At 54.6% G+C, this 15,411-nt stretch carries 14 protein-coding genes and 1 tRNA gene; 3 read left to right on the forward strand and 12 right to left on the reverse strand.

Annotated features, from left to right (window positions below; translation table 11 throughout):
* Nucleotides 1–257 precede the first annotated feature (257 nt).
* The 4 genes from ACR0JW_RS13995 to ACR0JW_RS14010 all read right to left on the reverse strand — a co-directional run bounded on the left by ACR0JW_RS13995 (nt 258) and on the right by ACR0JW_RS14010 (nt 4,862).
* On the reverse strand, nt 258–1,481 hold the full coding sequence (locus ACR0JW_RS13995) for a carbohydrate porin (RefSeq protein WP_480714083.1): 1,224 nt from the start codon (nt 1,479–1,481) through the stop codon (nt 258–260).
* A gap of 62 nt (nt 1,482–1,543) precedes the next feature.
* Entirely contained in the window at nt 1,544–1,945 is a 402-nt protein-coding gene (locus ACR0JW_RS14000) for a hypothetical protein (RefSeq protein WP_010438197.1), read from the reverse strand.
* 71 nt (nt 1,946–2,016) lie between these two features.
* Nucleotides 2,017–3,408: an amidohydrolase family protein gene (locus tag ACR0JW_RS14005; protein ID WP_170777059.1), complete on the reverse strand. Its 1,392-nt coding sequence runs from the start codon at nt 3,406–3,408 to the stop codon at nt 2,017–2,019.
* Nucleotides 3,409–3,470: 62 nt separating this feature from the next.
* On the reverse strand, nt 3,471–4,862 hold the full coding sequence (locus ACR0JW_RS14010) for an amidohydrolase family protein (RefSeq protein ID WP_170777057.1): 1,392 nt from the start codon (nt 4,860–4,862) through the stop codon (nt 3,471–3,473).
* A gap of 180 nt (nt 4,863–5,042) precedes the next feature.
* Here ACR0JW_RS14010 and ACR0JW_RS14015 point away from each other — a divergent pair, with 180 nt between their 5' ends.
* Nucleotides 5,043–6,068 carry an AraC family transcriptional regulator gene (locus ACR0JW_RS14015; protein ID WP_170777056.1) on the forward strand — a complete coding sequence of 342 codons (1,026 nt, stop codon included), beginning with the start codon at nt 5,043–5,045 and terminating at the stop codon, nt 6,066–6,068.
* Nucleotides 6,069–6,070: 2 nt separating this feature from the next.
* Complete coding sequence (locus ACR0JW_RS14020) at nt 6,071–6,436, forward strand: DoxX family protein (RefSeq protein WP_170777084.1); 366 nt, start codon at nt 6,071–6,073, stop codon at nt 6,434–6,436.
* A 290-nt stretch (nt 6,437–6,726) separates the two neighbouring features.
* On the opposite strand, the gene ACR0JW_RS14025 is transcribed toward ACR0JW_RS14020, so the two are convergent.
* From ACR0JW_RS14025 to ACR0JW_RS14040, 4 genes are all read right to left on the reverse strand, one after another.
* Entirely contained in the window at nt 6,727–8,922 is a 2,196-nt protein-coding gene (locus tag ACR0JW_RS14025) for an adenylate/guanylate cyclase domain-containing protein (protein WP_480714084.1), read from the reverse strand.
* A 310-nt stretch (nt 8,923–9,232) separates the two neighbouring features.
* Nucleotides 9,233–9,739, reverse strand: a complete 507-nt coding sequence (locus ACR0JW_RS14030; protein ID WP_480714112.1) for a DUF6647 family protein — start codon at nt 9,737–9,739, stop codon at nt 9,233–9,235.
* A 192-nt stretch (nt 9,740–9,931) separates the two neighbouring features.
* Entirely contained in the window at nt 9,932–11,557 is a 1,626-nt protein-coding gene (locus tag ACR0JW_RS14035; RefSeq protein WP_480714085.1) for a winged helix-turn-helix domain-containing tetratricopeptide repeat protein, read from the reverse strand.
* Nucleotides 11,558–11,676: 119 nt separating this feature from the next.
* Nucleotides 11,677–11,820, reverse strand: a complete 144-nt coding sequence (locus ACR0JW_RS14040) for a hypothetical protein (protein ID WP_480714086.1) — start codon at nt 11,818–11,820, stop codon at nt 11,677–11,679.
* 218 nt (nt 11,821–12,038) lie between these two features.
* Here ACR0JW_RS14040 and ACR0JW_RS14045 point away from each other — a divergent pair, with 218 nt between their 5' ends.
* Nucleotides 12,039–12,884, forward strand: a complete 846-nt coding sequence (locus ACR0JW_RS14045; protein WP_480714087.1) for a universal stress protein — start codon at nt 12,039–12,041, stop codon at nt 12,882–12,884.
* A 60-nt stretch (nt 12,885–12,944) separates the two neighbouring features.
* Here the strand turns inward: ACR0JW_RS14045 and ACR0JW_RS14050 are convergent, their stop codons facing one another.
* From ACR0JW_RS14050 to ACR0JW_RS14065, 4 genes are all read right to left on the reverse strand, one after another.
* Nucleotides 12,945–13,400 carry a thioredoxin family protein gene (locus tag ACR0JW_RS14050; RefSeq protein WP_480714088.1) on the reverse strand — a complete coding sequence of 152 codons (456 nt, stop codon included), beginning with the start codon at nt 13,398–13,400 and terminating at the stop codon, nt 12,945–12,947.
* 62 nt (nt 13,401–13,462) lie between these two features.
* Nucleotides 13,463–13,876, reverse strand: coding sequence for a c-type cytochrome (locus ACR0JW_RS14055; protein ID WP_480714089.1), 414 nt, complete (start codon nt 13,874–13,876; stop codon nt 13,463–13,465).
* A gap of 360 nt (nt 13,877–14,236) precedes the next feature.
* Nucleotides 14,237–15,079 carry a cation efflux transmembrane domain-containing protein gene (locus ACR0JW_RS14060; RefSeq protein WP_480490423.1) on the reverse strand — a complete coding sequence of 281 codons (843 nt, stop codon included), beginning with the start codon at nt 15,077–15,079 and terminating at the stop codon, nt 14,237–14,239.
* Nucleotides 15,080–15,319: 240 nt separating this feature from the next.
* Nucleotides 15,320–15,396, reverse strand: a tRNA-Met gene (locus tag ACR0JW_RS14065).
* Nucleotides 15,397–15,411: the final 15 nt, after the last annotated feature.

Genomic DNA, 15,411 nt, shown 5'->3' on the forward strand with positions numbered 1-15,411 from the left:
TCAAGGCAGCGCAACCGAACGGCTGCTCTGCGGACGAAGCTGCCATTTGGAATATGCTTCGGAATGACTGCCGTCAGCCCAAACCGGACATTCGAAACTAGACTTTGCAATTTTCGAGATGCGGAGATTTCGTACTGTTCTGCTTGCTACGGCCGAGCCTACGATTGCCCTAATAGTTGGGGGCGACCCACTCACTTGCCGCCCCCGCCCGTTCCGGCCAAAATGAAGCCCGAACGGAATTTGCTACCCGGCATGCATCAAAGATTGACCCTCAGTCTCAGTCCCAAGACCAGCGGGTCGTTCGAGTTTGATCCGGGATTTTTCAGGTATTGCACGTCTGCCGTCAGTGCCAGATTGTCGGCCAGGTCCAAACGGTAGAAAGCTTCAAGTGTCGTTTGATTGGGCAATCCTGGTGTCGTCAGGTCGGCAACAGTGGCCGCTATGCCAAGGAGATCATCATAGGTGCCAGGTCGCCACATCAAGCCTGCGTTGACTGCACGCCTGGCCAACGCACCGCCGCCATTGGACCATCCCAGCCGTCCGAAGATCATCAGTTGGTTGTCGAATGTATGGTTGGCAGAAAGTGTGGCTCCATATGTTTCCGGTACGCCAACTTGTTGGCGCGCATCCGTGTGAAACATCCCCAGATGAACGTTTGTCAGAAATCGTTTTGATTTTTCGGGCGTCCAGCCGATCTCGGCGTATTTGTAGAATTCGCTACCCCCGGAAAACCACTCAATGTCTGTGAGAGACCCATTGGCATCGCTCACCACCCCTAACGCGTAAATCTGATCCGTCAGATAGCCGCCGACCGTGACACCAAAGCCGGGATCGGGGATTGGCAGCACCGGGCTAAACAGGATTGAATAGTTCGAAAAGGTCGTTCGTGGGTTCACGTAACCCAGAATGTCAGAGTAGTCGCCCGGATCGATCCGACCCGCCACCACTCCTCCGCGTCCGTTTGCGAAGGCTTGTTGCCAGTAAGCTACCGACAAGGTCGTGTTTGTGTCCCCAAACGTGACCGCAGTTGCCCCTTGATATCCAATTTGCGCAGGCAGTGCGGAGGGTGCAATGGACTGGCCCAACCGGTGTCGGTTCTCCAGAATAAAGACAAGGCTACCCGGGTTTTCACCACCCCGGTTTGCCAATTCCCACGTCCCGATCATCCTGAGCTGACCGGATGCAGATCCGTCTTGCCCGGTCAGGCTGTGAGAACTGCGCTGGTATAGCGCCTGATAGTCGAAGCTGAGGGCTAATCCGGTGTTTTCCCGAAATCGACCCAAAGCGTTCTCGGCTGGATCAATGGCACGGTCCAAACCGGGCCAACGCGAATCTTCCAGCCGGCGCAACCTGTCTTGCTCCTGCTGCGCGCTGGCTGATCCCGGACCACCCAACGATACCTGGGCTGCGGCCTCCAGTTTGGCCTGACCAGCGTTTTCCTGTGCGTCAGCAGCACCGGCAAATAGTGCAAAGGCGCTCAATAACGCGGTGGAAAGGGTCGGTCGTGATGGAAGGTACGATCTCTGGTGCGACAAAACTCCAATCACTTTACATCATCCACAGCTTTTATTTCGGAAACACGTTCCAGCGCCGCAGCCATGTCGGCGCTGCTCATCAACTCGATCATCTGGTAATCATCAAGCAGGCCATCGCCGAGGCGGCTGACATAGAAGGCTTGGATAAAGGTAGGGTCATCTGGCAGGGAGACGGTGATGTAGTTCTTCCCGTTCCCAAGTCCCCAGTAATAGCTCAAAAGCTCTCCACCGAGCGCTTCGATCCCTCCCTTCACCGAGGCTGCGCGATCCCCCGGATTGGCGATCTGCATTTCCCAAGCGGTGCTATTGGACGTGCCAATGAACAAAAACGTACGCATGCTTTCGGCGTCTTCAGCTGCGGCAATTGAACCACAGATCGCCATAAAGACGCCAAGGCTGAGATGTTTCACAGTCTTTCCTTTCAGGGAAGGTTTCTTGGCTGAAGTGTGGGTTATCAAAGATAGACCACCCCACTTTCCTTTTATTCCAGCGTATTCTTGTAGAATTTGCCGTCCTTCATGATGACACGGATGGTGTCGAAACCTTCTTCACGCGGTTCCGCGTCAAACCATTTCGGTTGGGCGCCCAAGACAGAAAGATCTTCCAGCGGGTTGCCATCGACGATCAGGATATCGGCGTAGGCTCCTTCTTGGATCACCCCCAACTGCTCCGGATAAGGATTACGTTGGCCAGTCAGCTGCGCCAGTTCGCCCGCGGTCGACGTAGCGGAGACCAGCATGGCATGATTGCCGAACCAATCAGCAAACTGGTACTTTTCGAAATCGCGATGGGCACGGCCCTGATCGAGCGTTGACAGTACTGTATCAACGTTGTGCACGACCTTGGGTTTGTATTTCTTGACAAGCGCGATGAGATCCTTGCTTTGGTCATGTGCAACCGCAAGCTTGATGCCTGCCGGCGTACCCGGTGCAAAGTTGGGGTGCTCAAACAGGATCGGTGAGAACCCGGCGGTGTTGAGGGACCAGAATATTCCTTCATCAGCCATGCGCTTCACGGTTTCTTCTGTGACCATCTGGCCGTGTTCAATGACCTTGACGCCCGCATCCAGTGCCATTTGGACAGTTTCGTCCGTGTATGCATGCGTAAAGGCGTAAGTATCAAAAAAGGCTGCGACCTCTACGGCCGCCCTGATCTCTTCCACGCCGTATCCCACAGACCAAAGCGGGTCTAATTCCGAGGAAACACCGCCGCCGACGGTTAGCTTGATTTGCGTGGCCCCATAGCTGAGGTTCCTGCGCGCGGCCGTTCTGATTTCGTCTACGCCGTCTGCAACGACCGCGAGATTGAGTTCTTCCACCTGTGCGACGGGGCCACCTTCAGCCCGGGCACGAGGGCTGCGCCAGTCCGTGTGACCAGATTGTGGACCGATGCACGCACCGCTCGGGTAAATCCGTGGCCCGACAAGGATATCCTGATCGATCAGCTTTTTCATCGCATCGCCTTGGCCACAGGCATCGCGAACCGTTGTGTAACCATCCATAAGGTAATCACGCGCGTTCGCGACCGCCATCGCGCCGACGCCGTCCCAATTCGCATACTCCGCGCCGCCAAAGCTTGTGAAAAGACCGGTCAGGTTCAGGTGGACGTGGCTGTCGATCAGCCCGGGCATCAATGTGCGACCACCTCCATCCACAACTGTCGCGCCAGGCGCGTCGATGGCCTCGGTGGAAACTTCTTTGATCAAGTTGCCTTCAACCAGAACGCTGGCGTTCTCGATCCGCGCCTCATTCACACCGTCAAAGACATTGACGTTAGTGAACAGGGTTTGCGGCTGGGTATCCTGTGCAAACACGGCAGTGGCCGTGCAAAAAACCAGGCTCGCGACGGCAGCTGTATTTGTCGAAATACTCATGTCCTTCTCTCCCTTAAAATTTGGTGCGCGGGGTGCCGAGGTAAGTTCACCCCACGCGACACTCAGTCGAGTGTGTTCTTGTAGATCACGCCATCCTTCATGATGATCTTTAGATTGGTGTCGGGATCGGACAGCAGCAGGATATCCTCCAGCGGGTTCCCATCGACCAATAGAAGATCGGCGTACGCACCCTCTTCAACCACACCCAGTGGGCCGTCCTGATAAGGATTGTTCAAACCTGTAAGGCGGTTCATGCGCGCGCCGTTTGAAGTTGCGATGCGCATTACGTCATACGGGCTGAAGCCCGCTTCGTGCAGATACCCGATTTCGTCGTTCATTTTCTTGTCTTGCTCAAGCGTCTGGTCCCAGTTGTTCACAAGGTCTGTACCCAGTGTGTACAGGTCGATCATACCCGGCGTTGTCTGGATCACTTCGATCATATTGGCCGCGGCATCCCGCACACTTTTCCATTTCTTGAAGGACGCCGGCGTGTAAAAGGCTTCCGCCTGTTCGGTGGTCACCGAGTAGACCGGGGCCACAGCCGTCGCGAACATGATCTGCTTTTCGACCATAACCTCGGCAGCCTCTTTGGTCAGGAACGGGATGTGTTCAACCGTCTTGGCGCCATTGTCGATGCAGTTGCGGATCGCCTGTTCGGTGAACACATGGCAGGTGACATAGGTGCCCCATTGCGCGGCGGTCTTGACCGCCATCTGGATCTCGTCAGCCTGATATTGAAGTGAGTGCAGCGGGTCGAACTCGGACGTAACCCCGCCGCTGACCATGATCTTGATCTGGGTTGCCCCGCGACGCAGGTTTTCACGAACGGCCATACGGACCTGCTCAGGTCCGTCGGCGATGAAGCTCATTTCGGTGTCGACCCAATGCGACGGCCCCTGACCCGACAATATGGGATGTCGGTCGTTCAGCTTGCGGAAATCGGCATGGCCAGATGTCTGGGTGATAAACGCTTCCGAGGAATAGATACGCGGGCCGGGGAACATTCCGGTATCTATGATGCGGGCGATGGACTTGGCCGGTCCTCCAAGGTCGCGCACGGTTGTGAACCCGTTCATAAGAATGCGCTCGGACCGGATAGTGGCGACGCCGCCAAGATGGAATGGAGTGATGTTTTGGCGCAATCCGTCGCTGAGCGGATTGAAGACCAAGAGATGAACGTGCTGGTCGTGCATTCCGGGCATCAGCGTGCGCCCACCACCGTCAATGATTTGGGCGTTGGCGACAGCCAGCGGTTCAGTTGAGACTTCGGCGATCAGGTTATCGACGACCAGAACATTTGCGTTCTCGATCCGCGCCTCGTTCACCCCGTCAAAGACATGAACATTTGTGAAAAGGATCGGGAAACTTTCTTCCTGTGAAGCGGCATGCGTTGGAAACAGATGGCTCGCAGCCAGTACTGCGGGAACAAGTATGCGCATCAGACATTCGTTCATTTGGGCTCCTATCATCAAGAATCGCAAAAGGCACAATTAGGAGTCATTATAGAATTCGAATAACTTGATGCCTGACAGATTTCCGGTTCGAGAAAAATAGTTTTGGGAAACTGCAAGGTTTCATAATTTTATTGTGGGAATTTCCTACACTCGGGAATATTGCGAATTTCTGGAGAAGAGATGACAAGAAGACTTGGTAATAACACGGATCAGTCGCTGCCACTCGTCAGGGCTTCAGTTGCGGGTCCGATTGTCGCAGCGCTTCGCAGAGTGGGGGTCGAACCCGCGTTTGTTCTTGATCCTCTGGGGTTGAACGAAGCGCAGGTAATGGACCCGAAGAATTTCCTGCGCCACGATACCGTCTACCAGATCTATCAGGCCGTGGCAGAAGCCACTTCACCGGATTTTTGCGCACGGGTCGGGCAATCCGTCGATCTTGTCAAATTTCTCCCGCTTGGCGATATGCTGGCAGAAGCCCTTACATTGGGAGACTTTTTTACCAGGTTCACACAAGCGGTTTCCAAGGAATCCAATGCCGTTACGCAATCCCTCTTTGTCGAAGGAGAGCACGCATATTTCAGTGCCAAAAGGAACTTCCAAATTTCGGTTTCTCCCAGCCAAACCGATGCGTTTCTGACGAGTATATGGATATCCCTGTTGCACCGTGTCCTGGATTTCAGGTGGGACCCCAACCAAGTCATTCTTCGCGTCAATGACCCGGATGCGCTGCCCAGTCATTTTCACGGCGTTCGGGCAATCAAGTGCAATCCTCAAGGTTTTTCGATCAGGTTTCCCTCCAGCTGGTTAAGTTACAGACTACGAGCAGAGGCACTGGAAAACCCACCAGACTACAGGGTGATGGATGAGGACCTGGCCGCCCCGCAGGATTTCCTTGCGGGACTGGAAGGCCTGATCAGGGTCCATCTTGCGGATTCAGGATTTGGTGTGGATGAGCTTGCGGACCTTTGCGGATTTCATCAGGAAACACTGAACAACCGATTGGAACCCTACGGTCAAACGGCGTCCCGAGTGATCGCGCGCATTAAGCAGGAAGAAGCCGAACGCCTGCTAGCAAATGACAATAAATCCGTCGGCGAGACAGCGCAACGGCTTGGCTATGCCGACCCAACAGCTTTCTCTAGAGCTTTCCGTAAATGGACGGGCCTATCTCCAGCAGCCTACAAGAAATCAAACCGGAAGGACTAGCATTGCTCCTGAACATCGCCATCGGTCTTCTATCTGCATTTTTTCTCTTTGCTTCATCCTTCAAGATTTTTGGGTGGCAAAAGAAGGTCTTTGAAATCCAGTTGGGCATGTTCGAAAGCTACGGCCTCAACAGGCAGATTATGTTCCTCGTCGGATGCGGGGAACTTTTCGGGGCAATCGCCATCTGGTTTCAATCGTCCTGGATCGGGCCGCTAGGAGCACTAGCGTTGCTCTGCACATCTGTCGGAGCGATATTCTGCCATCTAGTGTTCGATTCTTGGAAGCACGGTATACCGGCGACGATAACAGGGACGCTTGCGGCTCTTGTTTTGAACGCTGGGTATTCGAAACTTCTAAACGTGCTGTAACGACAGCCACCCGACCGATGCCAGGCAGCCCCAGGACAGCGATGGAACGTGCACAACGGGCCTTTATTCTCGACTTTGCAAAGTCCGCTTTCTGCGCATTGCCGTCCTTAGCGCGGACTGCAGCACCTGGTAACTTTGGGCTCAGAGCAGCCGTTCGCTGCGTTCAGTCTTAGTGATTGCTCTGCGGACTTAGCTGACTTTCGTCACCCATGCTTGCCTCTCCGACACGTAACCAAGGCCTTCGCCAATAGTAGCCAGTTGGTTATATTTTTGATTTGTGCCAAGGGCGCCTACTCGCCGGTTATCTGCTTGATCGCCTTTTTTGCCCGATGGCCAACAATCCGTTGTTCGGTCAGGGACGATAAAGCTGGCACAGCGTCCATGGCGGCAGACCCGATTTTACCCAGGGCAATTGCGGCTTCCTTGCGCACTGTAATCACGTCGTCTTGCAGGCCATCGATCAGGTCCGGTACAGCACTGGAAGCACGCGGTCCAAATTTGCCTAATATGGTCGCCGCCCGAATCCTCTTTCTCTTGTCGCCGGTCTTGAGGTCGTGGACTAGGGCGCCAATCGGGTCATCTGCGGGCATTGTCGCCATGTGCAATCCGTCAACTATGCTTTCTACGGTTTCTGGGCCTTGCTGCCAGTCATAAGGAAAATGATACGTGTAGGGGGCCGCACGTAACTCTGCCTGACTTGCATCCGGTAGCCATTTTTTTATGTAGGAATGAGCGTCTTCCTGGCGCCCCAGTCTCGCATAGACAGAGGCTGCAACCGCTGCCAATTCGCTCGCCTTGGGGTCCTTTTCCAGGGCATCAGTCAAGATGTCAGCCGTCTGTTCCAGATCGCCCAATGTGTAATGCGCCATCGCCAAGGCTAGCATGTAGTAATTAGGGTAGGCGGGGTTTTGGCGAATGGCACGTTCCATCAGGTCCAGACCCACTTCCGGTTGGTTTGTGGTGATCATTGCCCAGGCCATGGCCACATAACCTTCTGGATCGTTCGGGTCCTTGGCAATTGCCTTCGTAGCTTCGACCTGAGCGATATCGTAACGCTCATTGTAAAGATGGACCCTGGATGCCGCGACATTGGCCAGCGAGGACGGCCGGGATTTGGTTTCCGCAAGCGCCTGCAGAGCTTTGGCGTTTGCTGCGCCAACAGACATTCCCAGAGGTTCGTTCCACCGTTGCTGGCATCCTCGCAAATAGGCCAAGCTCAGAGCGGCATGGGCCCGGCCATAGTCTGGATCGATCTCCAGGGCCTGCTTGAACCGGTCCACGGCCCTGGCATTGTCGATGGCCGAGTAACGGAGATAGCTCTCCCAGCCATCCTGGAATACCGCTCTGGCCGTTAGATCGGTGGTCTGCCCCAGCGCGATCTCCTGCATTTCCTCTTCGGTGAGGTTGACGGCCAGTGCTTTGGCGATCTTGCGGATGAACTCGTCCTGAATTGAGAAAACGTCGGTTGCGTCGCCATCGAACCGGTCTGCCCAGACATGCCCTCCGGTTGTGGCGTCTATCAGCTGAGCGTTGACCCGCACCTGGTCGCCCGCCCGGCGGACGCTGCCCTCCAGAATATATCTGACCCCCAGATCTTCGGCGACCTGTCCGATGTTTACCGGCTGACCTTTGTAAACGAAGGTGGAATTTCGGGCGACGATGAAAAGCCCCGATATCCGGGACAGGTCGGTAATCAGGTCCTCGGTCATTCCGTCAGCGAAATGCTCCTGCCCCTGATTTTCGGACATGTCCGTAAACGGCAGAACCGCTAGGGAGGGTTTGTCCGGCAACGGGTAAGCCATGCGTTCGACCGATGCCGGTGCAAAGTCAGGCGCCCAGGGTTTCCACCAAAAAATTGCAAGAAGGACCAGTAGGCACGCGGCGAGTCCGGCGACAAGTCGTCCGGTTACCAGCATGCGCCGTTCCCCGGCAGCATTCTGATCCGCGTATCTTGCGGCCACTTCGGCCTTTTCATTCATCACGATACTGTAAGCATGAACCGGCTGGTCGATGTTCTTTAGGGCCTTCTGCCCCAGATCCTTGAAATTAAGGTCCAGTTTGTTGCCAACCTGATCTCGTACGCTTTGATGAATGCAAATGCCACCCGGTTGAGCCAAGCCTTCCAGTCGCGAGGCGATATTCACGCCATCTCCGAATATATCGCTGCCGTCGGCCAAGACGTCGCCGATATTGATTCCGATGCGATAAGTCAGCCTTTGCCGCTCTGGCAGGATATGTTTAGCCTGAGAAACAGCGTGCTGCATGGATAATGCGAACCGGACCGCATCAACCGCGCTGGAAAACTCCATGAAGCCGCCATCACCCATGGCCTTGATCATGCGGCCGTCGTGGCTTTGGGACAGCGGTTTGACAATGCTATTGTAGGTGTCTTTCAAAGAGTCGAGTGTCGCCGTTTCATCCTCGCCCATGGCCCGGCTGAAACCGACCACATCATAGAACAAAATGGCTGCGAGCCGACGGTTCACGAGCTGTCTCCCGCTGCTACCTTATCCATTTTCGGACGAAATTTCTACGTTGAGCTCCGGACCAGACACTCGTTTGGACAGCCAATTCGGTTCGTCTCTCTGTACGCGGAATCAGAGGAGATGCCCGCCTGCGGATCATTTTTGAAACTGGAAACTCTCCGCCTTTATTCCTCAACGCCGAAGGTAGAGTTTTCGCCAGTTGAACCTTGGCTGTTTTGGTCTCTTTGCGGCCATCCGCGAAAGTGCAGCATCCCAACCTAAAGCGTGAGATCAAGCAACGAACAGTCCGATGCAGACCTACGCAGTGAATTCAGTCGGGGTGGATATCGCGTGGTGAACAGTTGGCCGCAAGCACGATTGCGATCCAATTCACATCCAGCGCTAAATTGAATTGGTTCAGCCATCTTTCCTGCAGTTTGTACGCCGGATGTTCCATCGCACCTGGGCACGCCCAGTACGCCGTTGCTTGCCGGTGGTGTATCAACTCATGCAGAAGAACAGACTGGTCGTTCAGGCTTTCGGCACTCCATGGATTTACCAGAGTGATCGTTGCAGTGTCGGGGTCATAGAGCCCACGCGTTATGCGCCCAATAGCCATTGCTGGTTCATTTGCGTCTACAGCGGAAAGGCTGTCAGCAAATATTATGTTGGGCGCGTTATTGCGCCTTGGCAAATCTGTTTCACGGTCTATCCACGCCTCCAGTGCTTCAACAACACCGGACAGCGGTTTTGACTGACCTATGGCATCATGAGATACAAGCGAAAATATGACCAAAGCAGTCGCCAAAAATGGGACTTTCTGTCCAAACCTACCCATGAATGTCACCCCGCAGATCACCTGTCTCCGAGACCTGCGAATAAACTGAAGCATGGTCGCGCACACGGCCGCGGACACTCGCAACCAATAGGTTCGGCGATCAAGGGAGTCGTGAGATCAGTGTGAAATTAGTCTAAAATTTGAGTGAGAAACGGTGTACTTACCGCTTTCAGGTTGGCTTCGGCAAACGTGTCAAGAACCGGAGGGCATGCCAGCCAAGCGCATGGCGTCAGCCCACCGTTCCATCATGGCCGGGTCCCGCCAACTCTCACCAAAAAATTCAACCTCTTCAGCAACTGTCCGTCCGGGGTTTTCTTTCCTGAACCGTTGCATCGTCTGTTTCGCAGCTTCGATATCGCCACTGCAAACCTGAAGCGCTGCCAGAACCCTGAGGGCGTTGTTGGGTATGTTGGGCATCCGCGTCATCGTTTCGAGACCATCATCACACTGCTCGGCACTCCACTGCGCCCAGCCGAGCTGATGGAAATACCAACCGGGCGTAACCGGATCGAGATCGATAGCTTTCTCAAGAAGCGCGATGGCCTCTTCGGCCCGCCCTAGAAACACCAATGGATCCGTCACGCCGACCATGACCAGAACGTCGTTTGGATTCAATTCACCCGCGACCGAATATCGTATTACGGCTTTTTCCAGTTCTCCTGCGGCGACGTGCACATCTGCCCGCGCAACGTGGGCCAAATGATATTCTGGGTCGAGTGCCAGGGCCTTGTCGGCAAGGGCCTCGGCCTGCGCTAGTTTTTCATTCCTCGGTAGATCTGGATCAACCTCATTTGACCAGAGGTCGCGCCAGTGAACCCACGTCAGGCCTATATAGCCAAAGGGCGCAGTTGGGTCATTTTTGACGGCTTCGTCGAACAGATCACGCGCCGCCAGTGTTTCGGCAATCGTGTCTTGTTGAAAGTGCTGCATGCCCTTGATGTAGCTGTGAAGGGCTCCGACTGCTTGGCGCCCCCCCCTTAATGGGGGCTTGCGGGTCACTTCGCGTCCGATTTTGTTGGTGGCTTCGCGCACAATCCGATTCTGCACATCGAACAGATCGCCAATGTCTGAGTCATAGTCTTCAGCCCAGACATGCGTCCCATCGTGCCCATTTATGAGCTGGACTGTAATCTTGAACCGATTGCCTGCTTTCTGCTTGCTGCCTTCGATCACGTAGTCGGCGCGAAGCTTCTGAGCAATTTCCGAAATGCTAAGCCCGCTGCCACGGAAACTGAAACTGGAGTTCCTGGCGATGATCGCGAGCTCGCGATATCGTGACAATTCCGTCAAGAGACCTTCTGCAACGCCATCGCCAAGGTATCCGCTGTCTTCACTCGCGCTCAAGTCATCAAATGCCAGCACTGCGATCCTCGGAGGCCCACCAGTCTGAGATGTTGGCCACATGAGCCAAGCTGCAACAACAGCGACAGTTGCAATTGCCATGCCCACGGCTATGACCCGTTTCCAAGAATACCGCTTTTGCAAGGCTAGTTGGTCAGCTTCAAGGCAGTATCCCCTTCCAATATGTGTTGTCAGAAAGGTTTGTTCACGGTCACGAATGGCACGCCGGATTTCCGCCACACACTGGGTAAGGTTCTCGTCAGACACAGTCACATCCGGCCACACGGAATCGATGATTTCCGACTTGGTCAGGACCTGGCCGCGCCTCTTGGCAAGGCAGGCAAGAACTTCCGAGCTCTTGTTCCGTAGTTTGACCCGATTGCCATACGCGTCCAATAGATCGTGAGACTCCACATCGAAACAAAGATCACCAATTTGAACTGTGGACGGGTTAACCGCGATATCATTCTCGGTCATGTGAGCCACCGGCAAGCATCTTAGTTTCTCGTAACCGGATTATACTGCATTGCAAAAAAATATGAGAATGATGTTCAGTGTTGACGCATTGCGAACGCGATGAACTACGTGCTTTGGGTTCAGTGTAAGATTTTTAGGCGTTCAACTCGATTGCCCTGCAACAGCCCCAACGCAAATGCCCAAGGGCGTTTAAGCCCGACTTTAAGCGGATTTGCAAAGTCCGGTTTCTGCGCGATCGCCGACATCTGTTCGAAGCGCAGCATCGGTCAAATTGGGCTCGGTGCGGTCATTCGCTGAAATGCCGCGAGCGACCGCAATGCGGACTAAGCCGCCACTTTCTGTGTCGGCTACTCCCGCCTGAAAAATATGCAAAAATTGACAGGTTTGAATTTTATGAGACGATGAATGGTGAGTGGCCGATGTAGAGCTCATTAGACAGTTGCGGGCCTCTGACCAGCACCAAACTTCAACGGAGGCACCTATGGAACGCCGCACCACACTTTTCGTTATGAATGTTCAAACCGAAGACCGCGAGATCGGTAAAGTTGCGGAAATGGCCGCAAGAGAGGACCATCATTTGCTTTGTCTTATGCTTGATATGGCCCCTGCCTTGCCTGCATATTCCTACTCGGTTCCACCATATGGCGGGCTGAATATTCCGGACGATTGGAAGGAGACCCTAGCCTCCACGCAAGCTAATCTCAAATCCAGATGTGATACCATTGAACAGCTGCTCGCCCAGAGAAATGCGTCGGGGGAGGTTCAGGCCGTCCTTACTGCAAGCATGGATGCCAAACATGTCGTTGCGCGATTTGCCCGTGTGAGCGATGAGGCGATCTTTTCTCAAAGTCTGCGGGAAACCCGCGATCTGATGACCGAAGCGGCATCCGGCGTTTTGTTCCACTCACCGATCGGATTCCGGATCAATGCCAACCTAGAACGCAATCCCGAATGCATATTTGTCGCCTGGGACAGCAGCGAGGCCGCGTCTGCGGCTGTTCACGCCGCCCTACCGCATCTGCTGGACGCGCGCGAGGTGATTATAGGATGTATCGACCCTGTAACCACGGTTAACCGTGACGGGCAGGATCCCGGGACCGACGTGGCAGCATGGCTCAGCCATCATGGATGCTTGGTCACCTTGTCACAGTATCCCAGCGGTGGACGCGCCGTCGCCGATGTTATTCAGGACCGCGCGGCGGAAGCCGGCTCAGATCTGATCGTGATGGGCGCATATGGTCAGGCACGGATGATCCAGACTGTTTTGGGCGGAACGACCCGGTCGATGGTCGAGCAGACCAAGTTGCCGGTCTTCCTCGCCCACTGAAAAGCCCCCAGCTCCGCCTCAATCTAAGTTCCTCTGAAAAAACCTAGTAGGGATCATCGCTCATTGCGCATGTTCATCAAGTGTCGTGCCGGTGCTTGTTCCGACCCAGTCTGCTATGTCACTTGCGGATATCACGCCTGTCCGCCGTCCTATCTCTCTGCCACCTTGAAAGGCAATCAGAAGTGGAATGCCACGGATGCCATACCGGGCCCCGGCCGCCGGAAATGCCTCAGTATCGAGCTTGGCGAGGCGCGCGCGACCTTTGAGCGCCTGAGCGGCCTTGGCGAACTCTGGCGCTATCATGCGGCAAGGCCCACACCATGCGGCCCAAAAGTCCACAAGCAATGGAACGTCGTCGATCCGTTCCGCCTTCTGTAAAACGTCGAGAGAGACATCGATGGGAGCCTGGGGCACGAGCAGGACACCACATTTTCCACATTTGGGAGAAGCGCGCAGACGGCCTTCCGGAACCCTGTTTCCCTGACCGCAGGCGAGACAGGCAAGCTTCAAACTCATTCTCCAATCCCCACTATCCTTTTATCATAAACAATTTGCCTTCCGCTCAGCTCCATATTTCTTCAGGGAAGAAAAGACTTTGGAGTGGGGTCCTGCAGTGACTCAAGGTAACTTGCGATCGCGATCAGCTTGGTGGGCATCAGGATTGGTTCACCATTGCCTGTATCGAATTCACTCATTTCATTGTCCAAAAGGTCGACGATAATCGGCATATCCTCTCGCGGGAGAATGTTTCGGGAATACCCACTCAGTATCTCCATGATCTCAAGAGCGGGCCACACCCCGTCGCGCCGCGCTGCAATTCTCGTCAAGTCTGGCGGCGGTGTGCTCAAACGCGCAGCTACAGGCCCATCGCCCTTCCCATTAACACCATGACAGGACACGCAGTTTTGCGAGTACAGCGTTTTTCCGGTGATTGTCTTTTCTATAGTGGTTCCCATCAAAAAAAGCGGAGCCAAAAGCAGCCAATACTTCATACGAGTTATCTTTCCGAAGCGGTGCGGCAAAGTTAACGTTTCTTTTCAACCATTACTTTGATCCCTGTCAATTGACTAATCATAGCTTAAGCATTGAGAGACTGTTGCTATTCGATTTCGACCTGACTCTTGGCGGAAACCCACGTCTTCTTCCGACATTTGCGATCAGTATTGGCGTTTCATTTTGAAGCCGCCCGTAATTCCCAGCTCAGTTTTTCCTGTCGATCACCCTTTAGTGATCCGATAATAAAAAGACCGCTTTGGGCTCAATGCCGCCGTTCGCTGCAGCTTGCATGAACGTCTGCACTGCGGACTTAGCCGCCTTTGGCCGATACGTACTGGTGTTCCGTTTTGGTGTGTTTAACCGGCAGTCGCCATGTCGGCCCTAGCGTCACGTATGATCGACCAAGATGAGTGTAGAAACAGTCCGGCAATCCCAAAGGCTACGAGCAAATCCGGCCAACCATTGCCGAGCCACGCGACAAAAACCGCTGCCACAACGACCGCAGCATTGCCGATAGCGTCATTGCGTGAAAACAGCCAAACGGCCCGCATATTAGCATCGCCTTTGCGGAACTTCATGAGCGGCAGTACCGCGAGAATGTTCACGACCAGAGCAACGATACCGAATACCCCCATCAGGGTCGGGTCTGGCATGGTCTGGGTGAACACGCGCCAAACCGTTGTTGCGAGCACACCCAATCCGAGCGTGCCGAGGAAAACGCCTTGGATCAAAGCTGAGCGCGCCCGCCAGACAAGGCTCCAGCCAATTGCAAGCAGGCCAAGAAACGTGATGAGACCGTCGCCAATGAAGTCGAGCGCATCGGCTTTGACTGCCTGCGACCCCGCAATAAACCCACCGATCATTTCAATCACGCCGTAGCCGACATTTAGCAACACGACGATCCAGAGCGCCCGACGGTATGCCGGGTCTTGATGCACCGCCCCGGGCTGAGCGTCCTCGCCATCCTTGATACGATCAAATCCGTAGCCTGTTGTCGCGACCGCTTCTTCAATCTCGGGCAAACGCGCCTCAGGGACTGTGAGGGTCATGATATGTGTGGCTGCCGACACCTTAACTGCGTCCGGCGCAATGCCCGCGGTCTGTGCCGCGCGTTCGATCTGCGCTGCATCCTTGGCGCAGTCCATGCCCGAGACACGGTAGCGAATTGGTAAGGCTTCAGAAATCAGGGCACCCGTCATAGTGCTACAGTAGAGGCGGCGGGTATCACAGCCAACCCGTGAGCGGCCATTGGTCGCGAGCGCAGCATTGGCAAAATGGGCTCGGTGCGGTCCTTCGCTGCGGTGTGCATCAATGTCCGCTTACAAGAAAACCAGGTGCAAAAATCGTCAGCTGTCACCCAAAATGTCACCCAGAACAGGGAAACATCGCTACTAGTGATGCCAGAATGCATCCAGTATTCTGATATTGTTAAGGGAATTTGGTAGCGGAGGAGGGACTTGAACCCCCGACACGCGGATTATGATTCCGCTGCTCTAACCAACTGAGCTACTCCGCCACGAGTGAAAGGCGA

Source organism: Ruegeria sp. BG6 (assembly GCF_056538465.1).

Coding starts and splice junctions, on each gene's coding strand:
- ACR0JW_RS14055 (WP_480714089.1), bottom strand. CDS start 13,876: ATGAAGTATTGGCTGCTTTTGGCTCCGCTTTTTTTGATGGGAACCACT.
- ACR0JW_RS14010 (WP_170777057.1), bottom strand. CDS start 4,862: ATGAACGAATGTCTGATGCGCATACTTGTTCCCGCAGTACTGGCTGCG.
- ACR0JW_RS14030 (WP_480714112.1), bottom strand. CDS start 9,739: ATGGGTAGGTTTGGACAGAAAGTCCCATTTTTGGCGACTGCTTTGGTC.
- ACR0JW_RS14050 (WP_480714088.1), bottom strand. CDS start 13,400: ATGAGTTTGAAGCTTGCCTGTCTCGCCTGCGGTCAGGGAAACAGGGTT.
- ACR0JW_RS14015 (WP_170777056.1), top strand. CDS start 5,043: ATGACAAGAAGACTTGGTAATAACACGGATCAGTCGCTGCCACTCGTC.
- ACR0JW_RS14045 (WP_480714087.1), top strand. CDS start 12,039: ATGGAACGCCGCACCACACTTTTCGTTATGAATGTTCAAACCGAAGAC.
- ACR0JW_RS14005 (WP_170777059.1), bottom strand. CDS start 3,408: ATGAGTATTTCGACAAATACAGCTGCCGTCGCGAGCCTGGTTTTTTGC.
- ACR0JW_RS14035 (WP_480714085.1), bottom strand. CDS start 11,557: ATGACCGAGAATGATATCGCGGTTAACCCGTCCACAGTTCAAATTGGT.
- ACR0JW_RS14040 (WP_480714086.1), bottom strand. CDS start 11,820: ATGCTGCGCTTCGAACAGATGTCGGCGATCGCGCAGAAACCGGACTTT.
- ACR0JW_RS14060 (WP_480490423.1), bottom strand. CDS start 15,079: ATGACGGGTGCCCTGATTTCTGAAGCCTTACCAATTCGCTACCGTGTC.